Below are 12,629 nucleotides of genomic sequence, written 5' to 3' on the forward strand. Positions count from 1 at the left end.
TTCTTAAATTTGGTCGGCATGAGAGGATTCGAACCTCCGACCCCCGACACCCCATGACGGTGCGCTACCAGGCTGCGCTACATGCCGACGCTATGAAAAATCATACTACCGATTCCCGATGTTAATGCAAGCGCCTCGCCACTTGATTGCTTTAGTTTTAAGCAGTTAGTTGGCGATAAAGCGTTTTACATCGGTCAACACCTGCAACAGCAGAGCAAGCTGCGGTTTCTCGTCTTTTATTTCATCGCCGTTCTGATCGTAGACGCGATAGTTGCCGCTGTTGTCCAGCATCAGCGTTTGTGTCGGCGTGGTGATCACCAGCTGGTTGCCATCGCCGGTGGCGATCCAGTTGTTGCGGCGCTGGGCGGTGAACAGATCCTCGCCCTGCGAATAGTCTTTCGGCGCGGTTTGCACGTGCAGCAGGCGTTGCATCAAGGTGCGCATGACGTCGTTATGGCCGGTCAGCTTGCTGATGGTCTGCGCCGGGGTGCCCGGCCAGTGGATCACCAACGGCACCTGCAGTTGCGCCTGGTTGAAGGCGGTGCCGGCGCCCCATTGGCCTTTGCCGCTGTCGTTGAACTCGACGCCGTGCTCGGCGGTGATCACCACCACGGTTTTATCCAGCAGGCCGCGCTGTTTCAGCGTGTCCAGCACCTGGCCTATCTGGGCATCCACATCTTGCGCGCCGGTGCGGTAGCGCCTAATAAAGTCGGCCGGAACCGGTTTTTTGTCGCCTTCGGTCGGCTCGGCGCCGCTGAAGTTGATATAGGAGAACCACGGCTCTTTGCTACCCTGGTCCGCCAACCAACGTTGCCATTGCTGGGTGGTTTGGGCGTCGCTTTGCGGCGCCGGCGTCGGCAGCGAGAAGTCGGTCAACAGGGCCTGGCGATACAGGCTGGCATTGAAGCCATCGGAGGAGAACAGCCCCAGCTGGTAGCCCCGATCGCCGAGCGCATTGATCAGTGCCGACGGCTTGCGGCCAGCGAGCACGCTGTCCAGATAGGTCGGGGAAATGCCGTAGAACAGGCCGAACAGCCCGGTATCGGCATGGTTGCCCGAACTGTAGTGATCGCTGAAACGCACGTTTTCCTGGGCGAAGCGGGTCAGGGTTGGCATGTCCTGCGCCACGTCTTTGGCGCGAATGCCGTCCACTACGATCATCAGCAGGTTATAGTCGCTGCCTTTATCGCCGTAGCTGAGATCGCTGAGCGGATACTCTACCGACACCGCTTCCGGGTTGCCCTGTTGCACCAGACGGCGCTCATACTCTTGCTGGTCGAGCAGGCCGTGTTTCTCGAGGAACTTGCGCGCGGTCATCGGGTACGAGAGCGGCAGGTTGGCTCGCTGCATGGTGATCGGGCGATAGAAGTTGGCGTCGGCCCAGATATAAATCAGGTGCGACGCGAAAAAGGCGCTGATAAACAGCGCCGCCAGCGGCTTGCCGAAGCGGCGGCGGTTCAGGCTGCGCAGCTTCTGCCAGCTCCAGGTGCCGAACAGCATCTCCACCAGGAAGATCACCGGCACGCAGATAAACATCAGCTGCCAGTCGCGCGAAAGCTCGCTTTGATCCGGGTTGACCACCAGATCCCACACCACCGGATTGAGGTGCAGGTGGAAATGGGAGAACACTTCGCTGTCGACCAGCAACAGCGTGAGCCCGATGGTGGCCAACGCGGCGGAAATAAATCGCAGCAGCCGCTGCGACATCACCACGAAGGTGAGCGGGAAGATCACCAGCAAATAGCCGGCGAACACGATAAAGCTGAAATGCCCCAGCAGGCTGACAAAGGCATAGACCCGGCCCAGCAGGGATGCGGGCCAGTCGGTGACAAACAGGTAGCGGCTGCCCAGCCCAAGGGCGAGCAGGATGTTGAATAAGGCGAACCAGTGCCCCCAGCTGATCATCTGGGAGACTTTTTCACGATAACGCTGACGGTTTGTCACCATAAGTCAATATTAATGTGCTTTATCTTCACGGACAGAAGCCTGCAAGGCTTCCGCGAACGATCTCGCCAGGGTTTTCCGCTGCGCGGGGGCAACGCTGGTGTTGATCAAATTAGTGACCATGTTGCCCAGCACCATCAGGGAAAGATCGGTGGGGGTATGGTGTTTTTCCAGAACATTGACCAGCTCTGAGAGCAGTTGTTCAACGTGTTCGTCACTGTAACGGGATGATTGTGGCATAAAATTGCGCTTAGTAATCTGCAAAGTGCCCTATCTTACCGTATAGGGCAGTGATTTTCCGCTCTTTTATCACTTCCTGTCATTCGGGAAATTGTTCGCCCGCGCCGGGGCGGGGCCCCGCTGCGCCTTTCCGGTTGGCCGCAGCTTTTTAGTATTGCAGGGCGGGGTCTTCAGTGTTTGAATACGCGCCTAAAGAACAGGAGGATTTATCATGAGTCTGGATATCGACCAGATCGCTCTGCACCAATTGGTGAAACGCGACGAGCAAACGCTGGACGTGGTGTTGCGCGATACCTTGCTTCCCACCAACGCGGCGGTGGAAGAAATGATGACGGAACTGCATCGCGTCTACAGCGCCAAGAGCAAGGCCTTGGGCCTGTTCAACGAAGGCAGCGAACTGGCGGAAGCGCTGCGCACTTGCCGCAAGGACGATAAGGACTTTCTGGCCTTCAGCCGCGCGGCGACCGGCCGCCTGCGCGACGAACTGGCGAAGTATCCGTTTGCCGAAGGCGGCGTGGTGCTGTTCGGCCAATACCGTTATCTGGCGGTGGAGTACTTGCTGATCGCGGTGCTGAACAGCCGTAACAGCATGCGCGTCAACGAAGAGCTGGATATCAACACCACGCACTATCTGGACATCAACAACGCCGATATCGTCGCGCGCATCGATCTGACCGAATGGGAAACCAACCCGGAATCGACCCGCTATCTGACCTTCCTGCGCGGGCGCGTAGGCCGCAAGGTCGCCGACTTCTTCATGGATTTCCTGGCGGCGTCCGAAGGGTTGGACACCAAGGCGCAAAACCGCGGGCTGCTGCAGGCGGTGGACGACTACTGCGCCGATGCGCAGTTGGACAAGAACGAGCGCCAGTCGGTGCGCCAACAGGTGTACAGCTACTGCAACGAACAGCTGCAGGCGGGCGAAGAGATTGAACTGCAGGCCCTGTCGCAGGAGCTGTCGCCGGTCGGTGAGAAAGACTTCATGCAGTTCTCCAGCGAGCAAGGGTATGAGTTGGAGGAAAGCTTCCCGGCGGATCGCGGCACGCTGCGCCAGCTGACCAAATTTGCCGGCAGCGGCGGCGGCATCAGCCTGAATTTCGACGCCATGCTGTTGGGCGAGCGCATTTTCTGGGATGCGGCCACCGACACGCTGACCATCAGAGGCACGCCGCCGAACCTGCGCGATCAGCTGCAGCGCCGGACCGGCAGCGGCAAGTAAGCGCGCCGGATCGCAGACAATAAAAAACGCCGCAATTGCGGCGTTCTTTATTTCGGCGTCCCGAAAGGTTCGAAAACGTAGCGATTAAACGCGAACGAAGTCGATGTGAGCCAGTTTTGGCTTGAACGGGTGACGCTGTACAGCCTGAACCTTAACTTTGGTTTCTTTACCGTCGATAACCAGAGTTACTGCTTCGCTGTAGAATTCTGGTTTAGCTTCCATGTTCTTAACAGAATCATGGTCCAATTCGATGGAAACTGCAGCTTCTTTGCCACCGTAAACGATAGCTGGGAATTTGTTTGCTGCACGCAGGCGGCGGCTCGCACCTTTACCCTGGTCTTTACGTACTTCTGCATTGATAGTGAACATTGTTTTTTCTCTTAAAAGAAAATTTACCCTGCTACAGGCGACCCAAGTAGCAAGTTCGGGAATCCGCTTTAACGCTGGGCAGGCCCAGGTAAAGCGCGCGGCATTTTAACGGAAAGCCGCCTGCAGGGCAACGAAAACCTGTCCAGATTGGGGACCGTTCGCTCAGGTCAATTGATTGGCGCGGCGGAAACGGCCTTGATAATCGAACACTTTCTCGCGCACCTGCCAAAACTGGCCGCGTTTGCGCGCCACCACGAAATCCGGATGGCGCAGCGCCTGCTGTTGCGCCAGCACGTCGGCGGCGGTGTGCCAGGCGAACGGCACGCCCGGCGCGCGCTGGTGCGGGCGCAGGAACAGCATCTCGAACGCTTTGCGCTGCGCCGGCGTCTGCAGGCGGAAGCGCTCGCTGGTGCTGGTGCCGTCCTCGTCGTAATAGGTGGCCTTCAGCCATTCGCCCTTGTCATCGCGGCCGCTCTGCAGTTCCATGCCGCCGCAGCGCAGCACCAGCGCGTCTTTCAGCTTCAGCGCCGCCTTCAGCATGTCATCGGGATCGACCAGCACCTCCTGACACTGATGGCAGCGGCGTGCGGCGATGTCGTTCTCCGCGCCGCAGTGCGGGCAGCTCTTGAACCGGAAGCGGTAATCGCACTGTTCGCGGTGGCCGTCGTCGTCTTCCAGCCAGCCCTGACAGCGGCGGCCGTAGTGCTCGATGATATCGCCGTTCTCGGTGCACTTGCCCCAGAACAGATTGGCGAAGCCGCAGGCCGGGCAGAACACCTGCACCGGCTGGCTGTCGCCGTGCGGCTTGCTGACGCCGACCTCAGGCGTAAACAGATCGTGCGGGTTGCCGGCATAGTCGAGGATCAGACAATCCTCCTTGCCGGGCGCCAGCCGCAGCCCGCGGCCGACGATCTGCTGATACAGGCTGACGGACTCGGTCGGGCGCAGGATCGCGATCAGATCGACGTGCGGCGCGTCGAAACCGGTGGTCAATACCGCTACGTTGACCAGATAGCGCAACTGCTGCTGTTTGAACGCCTCGATCAGCGCATCGCGCTCGGCGGGCGGCGTTTCTGCGCTGACCAGCGCGGCCTCGCCGTTCGGCAGCAGGCCGTGGATCTCGCGGGCGTGCTCGACGGTGGCGGCGAAGATCATTACCCCTTTGCGATCGTCGGCGTACTCCACAATCTGGCTGATAATGTGCGGCGTGACGCGGTTTTGCCGCTTCAGCTCGCGGTTCAGATCCGCTTCGCTGAACAGGCCGTTGCTTCTGGCCTCCAGCCGGCTGAAATCGTACTGTACAATCGGCATGTCCAGCCGCTCAGGCGGCACCAGGAAGCCGTTCTTAATCATATAGCGCAGCGGCAGCTCATAGATGCAGTCGCGAAACAGGCTGGCGCCGTCGCCGCGGGTAAAACCGTGGTAGTGATACTGGTAAATCCAGCCCTTGCCCAGACGATAGGGCGTGGCGGTCAACCCCAGCAGCCGCAGCTGCGGGTTGGTTTTCTGCAAATGCTGGATGATTTGTTGGTACTGGCTGTCGTCGTCGTCACTGATGCGGTGGCATTCATCGACGATCAGCAGCGAAAAGGCGCCGTCGAACAGCGGCAGGTTGCGCGCCACCGACTGCACGCTGCCGAACACCACTTTGCCGGCGCTCTCTTTTTGTTGCAGACCGGCGGCGAAGATGTCCGCCTCCAGGCCGTAGGCGCAGTATTTGGCGTGGTTTTGCGCCACCAGTTCCTTGACGTGCGCCAACACCAGCACCCGCCCACGGGCTCGCTTCGCCAGTTCGGCGATCACCAGGCTTTTGCCGGCGCCGGTCGGCAGCACGATCAGCGCCGGTTCGGGACGCCGCCGGAAATGGTTGATGGTGGCTTCGACCGCTTCCAGTTGGTAGGGGCGTAGGGTAAAGGCCATAAAATGAACGCCGTAGAGTGGAATGGGCCGCCGGGTACAGGTCTTGTCGCCCCCGTTCCCACAGAAACAGCGACATTTTACGCCCCGGGCGGCCGAAAAATTTCTACTATTATGCCTTCTGCGCACGCGCGGTGCGAGAAGCGTGAAAATTACCTCTGTCGGGCAACGCGTTGTGTCGCTATACTTGTGTGACAGCAATCGCTGTTCCCCCACGCGATTCCCCCCCTGAACCTGCTATTTGCACCCGGTGCAACGGCGGGCGTCATATTTTGGCAATACGATCAATGCGATCATAACAACGACAGGCAAAGCAGATCCCATGCGATTGGACAAGTTTTTATCTCAGCAGTTAGGCATCAGCCGTGCGCTGGTCGCGCGCGAACTTCGGGCTAAACGCGTCACCGTGGACGGTGAGGTAGTGAAGAGCGGGGCTGTCAAACTGACCCCGGAGCAAGAAGTGGCGTTCGACGGCAATCCGCTGCAGCAGCAGAACGGCCCGCGCTATTTCATGCTCAACAAACCGCAGGGCTACGTCTGCTCTACCGACGATCCCGATCATCCGACGGTGCTGTATTTCCTCGATGAGCCGGTCGCGTACAAGCTGCACGCCGCCGGGCGGTTGGATATCGACACCACCGGGCTGGTGCTGATGACAGACGACGGTCAATGGTCGCACCGTGTCACGTCGCCGCGCCACCACTGCGAGAAAACCTATTTGGTCACGTTGGAGCACCCGTTGGCGGAAGACACCGCGCAGCGTTTCGCTGAAGGGGTGCAACTGCACAACGAGAAAGATCTGACGCGGCCGGCGACGCTGGAGCAGGTCGACGAGCACGTGGTGCGCTTGACCATCAGCGAAGGGCGCTACCACCAGGTGAAGCGGATGTTCGCCGCCGTCGGCAACCGGGTGATCGCGTTGCACCGCGAGCGCATCGGAGCCATCGTGCTGGATGACGATCTGGCTCCGGGCGAATACCGCCCATTGACAGAAGAAGAGATCGCCAGCGTGGGCGCGCCGCACCTGCAGGACTGATAACCGATCATTGATTGCGGCCGATTAAGGAGTCGTGGAACGTGCAACAGAACCGAACCTCTCATCTCGGTTTGATTTTTATTCTGGGCCTGTTGTCCATGCTGATGCCGTTGGCCATCGACATGTACCTGCCCAGTATGCCGGTGATCGCTGCTCAGTTTGGCGTCGAGTCCGGCAGCGTGCAGATGACGCTCAGCGCCTATATGCTCGGCTTTGCCTTCGGGCAGCTGTTCTATGGGCCGATGTCGGACAGCATCGGCCGCAAGCCGGTGATCCTGTGGGGAACGCTGATCTTCGCCATCGCCGGCTGCGCCTGTGCCATGGCGCAGTCGATCGATCAACTGATCGGGCTGCGTTTCCTGCACGGTTTGGCGGCGGCGGCCGCCAGCGTGGTGATCAACGCCCTGATGCGCGATATGTTCACCAAGGATGAGTTCTCGCGCATGATGTCGTTCGTCATTCTGGTGATGACCATTGCGCCGCTGCTGGCGCCGATGATCGGCGGTGCGCTGCTGCTGTGGTTCAGCTGGCACGCCATCTTCTGGACCATGGGCGCCGCGGCGCTGATCGGTTCGCTGCTGGTGGCCTTGTTCATCAAGGAGACGCTGCCGAAAGAGCGGCGCCAGCGGTTCCACCTGCGCACCACGCTGGGCAACTTCGGTTCGCTGTTCCGCCATAAGCGGGTGCTGAGTTACATGTTGGCCAGCGCCTTCTCGTTTGCGGGCATGTTCTCGTTCCTCAGCGCCGGGCCGTTCGTCTACATCGAACTGAACCACGTTTCGCCGCAGCATTTCGGTTACTATTTTGCGCTGAACATCGTCTTCCTGTTCCTGACGACGCTGATCAACAGCCGCAACGTGCGGCGTTTCGGCGCGGTCAAGATGTTCAAGCTGGGGCTGCTGGTACAGCTGGCGATGGGGCTGTGGCTAATGGCGGTGAGCACCGTGGGCCTGGGCTTCTGGGCGCTGGTGATCGGCGTTGCGGTCTATCTGGGGTGCATCGCGATGATCTCCTCCAACGCCATGGCGGTGATCCTGGATGATTTTCCGCATATGGCGGGCACCGCTTCTTCCCTGGCCGGCACGTTGCGCTTCAGCATCGGTGCGCTGGTGGGGGCGGTGCTGTCGATGGCGCCGGGCAAAAGCGCTTGGCCAATGGTCACCTCGATGGCGCTGTGCAGCATCGTGGCGGTGCTGTTCTATGTTTACGCCAGTCGGCCGCGCGATCGCGCAGCCTGACGTTCTCCCGATTCGGGGCGTGTCGCTCCGCATCGTCACGGGGTTGCGCCCTGCCATTTCAGGGTGCAACCGGCAATGAAAAATTTGTTGCTAAATATACGCAAGCTAATCAACTGGCCACTTTCTCACCTGTGTGCTTTTTGTTAAAAAATTCCGCCGTCGTGCCGCCCAATATTCCCCGGGAGGCGCGGCGCGCTGTCGGCTGAGCCGCGCGGGGGGTTTGTATTAGGATTGATGTAAATCAAGGTATTAGCAGCGGTGGCGGCGCTAACGTGACGGGTAAGATGTTTCTTCATTGTAAAAATATGGCGACGAAAAAGTAGTCGCATTGCAAGAAAAAAGAGTTGAGATCGCTGCGGGAAAGGGTTACATATAACGCAAAAATGCGAGCTGAGTCGCAAAATGCCGTGAAATAACACCGCACGGCGCGCCAAAAAGTGGCACGGCATCGGCAAGCACGGGGTCAGGTTAATGGCTTGCGGCAAAATTTACATTTAAATAACATTTGTGCGCGGCAGAGTCGGGAGTCAACGGCTATAACTTAGTAACCCTGTCAGGTAAAAGTGTTTCACCTTTTCAAACTAGGGATTTCATGTGGAGAGTATCCAACTTTCGGTAGTGCATCGCTTGCCGCAAAGTTATCGTTGGCTATCCGGTTTCACCGGCGTGAAGGTCGAACCGATTCCGTTTAACGGAATAGACGAAGATAACAACCTGATTGGGCTGAAGCTGCTCAGCCATGAAGGGGCCGAGGCCTGGCAGGTCATGCAACAGCTCAATCTGTCGCTGCAGGAGATTCAGGTCGACTGTGCGATCGTCGAATGGGAAGGGGAACCTTGCCTGTTCGTGCAGCGCAGCGACGAGAGCGCCACCATGTGCCGGCTGAAAAACGTCGGTGCCGCGATCGCCGAACCACTCAGCGCGCAATACCCCTTCTGAATTCGCCGCTAATCCGCCAACTGCAGCAGTTGACGGGTATAGTCGGCTGCGGGCGCCGCGAAAATCGCCCGGCAGTCTCCCTGTTCAACCACTTCCCCCTGTCGCAGTACGATGACCTGGTGACATAGCGAACGCACCACCTGCAGGTCATGGCTGATGAACAGATAAGCCAACCGGTGGCGTTGCTGCAGCGATTTCAGCAGCGTCAGGATCTGCGCCTGCACCGATTTATCCAGTGAAGAGGTTGGCTCGTCGAGGATCAGCAGCTGCGGTTGCAGGATCAGCGCGCGCGCGATGGCGATACGCTGGCGCTGGCCGCCGGAAAACTCGGTGGGATAGCGGTGGCGAAGCTGCGGATCCAGGCCAACTTCCCGCAACACCTCGATCACGCGTTGTTCCCGCTGCTCGGCGCTAAGCCGCTGGTGCACTTCCAGCCCCTCGGCGATGATCTGCTGCACGTTCAGGCGCGGATTCAGGGCGGAATAAGGATCCTGGAAGACGATTTGCATTCGGCTGCGGTAGGGCAGCATCTGCTTCATCGTGAGCGGGTGCAGTGGTTCGCCGTCGAACCAGATGGCGCCCTGCGAGGCCAGCAGACGCAACAACGCAAGCCCGGTGGTGCTTTTACCCGAGCCGGATTCTCCCACCAGCCCCACGCTTTCCCCGGCGCGCAGCTCGAAACTCAATGATTTCAATGCATAGTGATAATCCACCGTGCGGCGCAGCAGGCCGCGCCGGATAGGGAAGCGCACCTGCAGATCTTCCACCTTGAGCAGCGGCCGCTCGTCGCCGGGGCGCGCGGTGGGTAGCGGCAGCGGCTCACCGACGTCTTCGGCGGCCAGCAGCTGCTGTGTGTAGGGATGCTGCGGCCGGCTGAACAGCTGCGCGCGGCCGTTTTGCTCTACGCAGCGCCCCTGGCGCATCACCGCCACGTTGTCTGCCAGGCGGCGCACGATATTCAGATTATGGGTGATGAACAGCAACCCCATGCCCATCTCCTGCTTCAATTCTTGCAGCAGCGTCAGGATCTGCGCCTGGATAGTCACGTCGAGCGCGGTGGTGGGTTCGTCGGCGATCAGCAGTTTCGGGCGGGTCAACACCGCCATGGCGATCATTACCCGCTGGCGTTCGCCGCCGGACAGCTGGTGCGGATAGTCTTGCAACCGGGTTTTGGCCTGGCGGATGCCGACGCGCTCCAGGCATTCGACGATCTCTGCGCGCGCGGCTTCGCGCCGCAGGCCGCGGTGCAGCATCAGCACTTCCGCCAGCTGTTTCTCGATGGTGTGCAGTGGGTTAAGCGACACCATCGGTTCCTGAAAGATCATCGCGATCTGATTGCCGCGCACCTTGCGCAGGTCAGTCTCCGGCGCATGCAGCAACGACTCGCCGTTGAACAGAATATCGCCGGCAGGGTAAACCACCGGCGGCGCGGGCAGCAGACGCAGTATCGACAGGGCGGTGACGCTTTTGCCGGAGCCGGATTCCCCTACCAGCGCCAGCGTTTCCGCCGGCGCTATTTGCAGCGAGAGTTCGTTGACCACCGGCGTGACGGTGTCGCCCTGACGGAAGGCGATGCTGAGATCCTGAATAGCGAGCAAAGGAGTGGCCATATCAATGCGCCTTGCTGGGGTCAAAGGCGTCGCGCACCGCTTCGCCGATAAAGATTAATAACGACAGCAGCACTGCCAATACCAGGAAGGCGGTGATGCCGAGCCACGGCGCCTGCAGATTGTTTTTGCCTTGCAGCAGCAATTCGCCGAGCGACGGCGAGCCTATCGGCAGACCGAAACCGAGGAAATCGAGCGACGTCAGGGTGGTGATCGAGCCGCAGAGGATAAACGGCAGGAAGGTCAGCGTCGCCACCATGGCGTTGGGCAGCATATGGCGGGACATGATTACCCGATCCGGCACGCCCATGGCGCGCGCGGCGCGGATATAGTCAAAATTGCGGGTGCGCAGGAATTCGGCGCGCACCACGCCCACCAGGCTCATCCAGCCGAACAGGATGGTGATGCCGAGCAGCCACCAGAAATTGGGCTGGACGATGCTCGACAGCAGAATGATCAGAAACAGCGTCGGCATGCCCGACCACACTTCGATAAAGCGCTGCCCCCACAGATCGAAACGCCCGCCGTAATACCCCTGCGTCGCGCCGACGCACACGCCGATCAGGCTGGAAAACAGCGTCAGCGCCAGACCGAACAACATCGAAATGCGAAAACCGTACAGCACCCGGGCCAGCACGTCGCCGCCGTTGCTGTCGGTGCCCAGCAGGTTGTGCCGCGAAGGCGGCGAAGGGAAGGGCACCTCGGTGGCGAAGTTGATGGTGTCGTAACTGAAGCGGATCGGTGCCCAGACCGCCCAGCCGTGCCGTTCGATCTGCCGCTGCACGAACGGATCCTGATAGTCGGCTTCGGTATTCAGTTCGCCGCCGAAGGCGGTTTCGCTGTAGCTAATCATAAACGGCAGGTACAACCGGCCTTCATAACGCACCAACAGCGGTTTGTCGTTGGCGATCAGATCGGCGGCCAGGCTCAGGGTGAACAGCACCAAAAAGATCCACAGCGACCAGTAGCCGCGGCGGTTGCGGCGAAAACGCGCCCAGCGCGCCTGGTTGATCGGGCTAAGGCGGCTCATTGGCGGGCCTCGAAGTCAATGCGCGGATCGACCAGGGTGTAGGTGATATCGCTGAGGATATTCAACAGCAGGCCGATCAGGGTGAAGATATACAGCGTGCCGAACATCACCGGGTAGTCGCGCTGCAGCGTGGCGTCGTAGCCCAGCAGCCCCAGGCCGTTGAGCGAGAACATCACTTCAATCAGCAGCGAGCCGGTGAAGAACATGCTGATAAAGGTGGCCGGAAAACCGGCGATCACCAGCAGCATGGCGTTGCGGAACACGTGGCGGTAGAGGATTTTTTTCTCGTCCAGCCCCTTGGCGCGGGCGGTGGTGACGTACTGTTTGCGGATCTCGTCGAGGAATGAGTTCTTGGTCAGCATGGTCAGGGTGGCGAAACCGCCGATCACCGTCGCCAGCACCGGCAGGGTGATGTGCCACAGGTAGTCGGCGATCTTCGCCGGCCATGAGAGGGTGTCGAAGTTGCTCGATACCAGGCCGCGCAGCGGGAACCAGTCCAGGTAGCTGCCGCCGGCGAACAGCACGATCATCAGAATGGCGAACAGAAAAGCCGGAATGGCGTAGCCGATGATAATCAGCGTGCTGCTCCAGGTATCGAACGCGCTGCCGTTGTGGACGGCCTTGCGGATGCCGAGCGGGATCGACACCAGATAGATGATCAGCGTGCTCCAGAGGCCCAGTGTGATGGAGACCGGCAGGCTCTGGCCGATCAGCTGCATCACCGAAGCGCCGCGAAACAGGCTGTCGCCGAAGTCGAAGCGCATATAGTTCCACAGCATGGTGAAGTAGCGCTCGTGCAGCGGTTTGTCGAAGCCGTAACGCTTAGTGATCTCGGCGATCACCTCCGGATCCAGGCCGCGCGAACCGCGATATTGGCCGTCGCCAGCCGCGATGCCCGTCCGGGCGTGGCCCAGGCCTTCGCCGACACCGCCGTTGCCAAACCCGCTGCCGTGCCCCAGCTCAATGGCGGCGATGGCCTGATCGACCGGACCGCCGGGGGCGATTTGCACGATAAAAAAGTTGATGGTGATGATCGCCCACAGCGTGGGGATCACCAGTAACAGTCTGCGTATCAGATAGGCCGCCATTC

11 protein-coding genes and 1 tRNA gene are annotated in these 12,629 nt (G+C 59.9%); 4 read left to right on the forward strand and 8 right to left on the reverse strand.

The features are described 5' to 3' along the window. Positions 1 to 10: 10 nt before the first annotated feature. From ACMGF9_RS07120 to ACMGF9_RS07130, 3 genes are all read right to left on the reverse strand, one after another. Positions 11 to 87: transfer RNA gene (locus ACMGF9_RS07120), tRNA-Pro, on the reverse strand. 78 nt (positions 88 to 165) lie between these two features. After that, positions 166 to 1,947 (reverse strand): LPS biosynthesis-modulating metalloenzyme YejM, encoded by a 1,782-nt coding sequence (gene yejM, locus ACMGF9_RS07125; RefSeq protein ID WP_015378540.1) that lies wholly within the window; start codon positions 1,945 to 1,947, stop codon positions 166 to 168. A gap of 9 nt (positions 1,948 to 1,956) precedes the next feature. Further along, the gene (locus tag ACMGF9_RS07130) at positions 1,957 to 2,184 is read right to left on the reverse strand and encodes a YejL family protein (protein ID WP_004935782.1); all 228 of its coding nucleotides are present in this window, start codon (positions 2,182 to 2,184) and stop codon (positions 1,957 to 1,959) included. A gap of 211 nt (positions 2,185 to 2,395) precedes the next feature. On the opposite strand from ACMGF9_RS07130, the gene yejK reads away from it, so the two are divergent. Next, positions 2,396 to 3,403, forward strand: a complete 1,008-nt coding sequence (yejK, locus tag ACMGF9_RS07135; RefSeq protein WP_004935779.1) for a nucleoid-associated protein YejK — start codon at positions 2,396 to 2,398, stop codon at positions 3,401 to 3,403. Positions 3,404 to 3,487: 84 nt separating this feature from the next. Here yejK and rplY read toward each other — a convergent pair whose 3' ends face one another. Beyond that, positions 3,488 to 3,772, reverse strand: coding sequence for a 50S ribosomal protein L25 (gene rplY / locus ACMGF9_RS07140; RefSeq protein ID WP_004935776.1), 285 nt, complete (start codon positions 3,770 to 3,772; stop codon positions 3,488 to 3,490). A 162-nt stretch (positions 3,773 to 3,934) separates the two neighbouring features. Next, positions 3,935 to 5,692 carry a DEAD/DEAH box helicase gene (locus ACMGF9_RS07145; RefSeq protein ID WP_004935773.1) on the reverse strand — a complete coding sequence of 586 codons (1,758 nt, stop codon included), beginning with the start codon at positions 5,690 to 5,692 and terminating at the stop codon, positions 3,935 to 3,937. A 319-nt stretch (positions 5,693 to 6,011) separates the two neighbouring features. Here ACMGF9_RS07145 and rsuA point away from each other — a divergent pair, with 319 nt between their 5' ends. From rsuA to ACMGF9_RS07160, 3 genes are all read left to right on the forward strand, one after another. Continuing rightward, complete coding sequence (gene rsuA / locus ACMGF9_RS07150; RefSeq protein ID WP_004935770.1) at positions 6,012 to 6,725, forward strand: 16S rRNA pseudouridine(516) synthase RsuA; 714 nt, start codon at positions 6,012 to 6,014, stop codon at positions 6,723 to 6,725. 41 nt (positions 6,726 to 6,766) lie between these two features. Then, positions 6,767 to 7,963 carry a Bcr/CflA family multidrug efflux MFS transporter gene (locus ACMGF9_RS07155; protein WP_015378537.1) on the forward strand — a complete coding sequence of 399 codons (1,197 nt, stop codon included), beginning with the start codon at positions 6,767 to 6,769 and terminating at the stop codon, positions 7,961 to 7,963. A 594-nt stretch (positions 7,964 to 8,557) separates the two neighbouring features. Further along, on the forward strand, positions 8,558 to 8,902 hold the full coding sequence (locus ACMGF9_RS07160) for a YejG family protein (RefSeq protein WP_004935763.1): 345 nt from the start codon (positions 8,558 to 8,560) through the stop codon (positions 8,900 to 8,902). A gap of 8 nt (positions 8,903 to 8,910) precedes the next feature. On the opposite strand, the gene yejF is transcribed toward ACMGF9_RS07160, so the two are convergent. The 3 genes from yejF to ACMGF9_RS07175 are packed head-to-tail and all read right to left on the reverse strand — an operon-like array spanning position 8,911 to position 12,627. Then, positions 8,911 to 10,512 (reverse strand): microcin C ABC transporter ATP-binding protein YejF, encoded by a 1,602-nt coding sequence (yejF, locus tag ACMGF9_RS07165; protein ID WP_414160174.1) that lies wholly within the window; start codon positions 10,510 to 10,512, stop codon positions 8,911 to 8,913. A gap of 1 nt (position 10,513) precedes the next feature. Continuing rightward, complete coding sequence (locus ACMGF9_RS07170) at positions 10,514 to 11,539, reverse strand: ABC transporter permease (RefSeq protein ID WP_015378535.1); 1,026 nt, start codon at positions 11,537 to 11,539, stop codon at positions 10,514 to 10,516. Beyond that, a complete protein-coding gene (locus ACMGF9_RS07175; protein WP_015378534.1) occupies positions 11,536 to 12,627 on the reverse strand; it encodes a microcin C ABC transporter permease YejB in 1,092 nt (363 codons plus the stop codon). Before ACMGF9_RS07175 ends, ACMGF9_RS07170 begins: the two co-directional genes overlap by 4 nt. Positions 12,628 to 12,629 lie beyond the last annotated feature (2 nt).

The sequence above is a fragment of the Serratia sp. BNK-23 genome (assembly GCF_047456145.1).
GTDB lineage: Bacteria > Pseudomonadota > Gammaproteobacteria > Enterobacterales > Enterobacteriaceae > Serratia > Serratia nematodiphila.

Coding starts and splice junctions, on each gene's coding strand:
- yejM (WP_015378540.1), bottom strand. CDS start 1,947: ATGGTGACAAACCGTCAGCGTTATCGTGAAAAAGTCTCCCAGATGATC.
- ACMGF9_RS07130 (WP_004935782.1), bottom strand. CDS start 2,184: ATGCCACAATCATCCCGTTACAGTGACGAACACGTTGAACAACTGCTC.
- yejK (WP_004935779.1), top strand. CDS start 2,396: ATGAGTCTGGATATCGACCAGATCGCTCTGCACCAATTGGTGAAACGC.
- rplY (WP_004935776.1), bottom strand. CDS start 3,772: ATGTTCACTATCAATGCAGAAGTACGTAAAGACCAGGGTAAAGGTGCG.
- ACMGF9_RS07145 (WP_004935773.1), bottom strand. CDS start 5,692: ATGGCCTTTACCCTACGCCCCTACCAACTGGAAGCGGTCGAAGCCACC.
- rsuA (WP_004935770.1), top strand. CDS start 6,012: ATGCGATTGGACAAGTTTTTATCTCAGCAGTTAGGCATCAGCCGTGCG.
- yejF (WP_414160174.1), bottom strand. CDS start 10,512: ATGGCCACTCCTTTGCTCGCTATTCAGGATCTCAGCATCGCCTTCCGT.
- ACMGF9_RS07170 (WP_015378535.1), bottom strand. CDS start 11,539: ATGAGCCGCCTTAGCCCGATCAACCAGGCGCGCTGGGCGCGTTTTCGC.
- ACMGF9_RS07175 (WP_015378534.1), bottom strand. CDS start 12,627: ATGGCGGCCTATCTGATACGCAGACTGTTACTGGTGATCCCCACGCTG.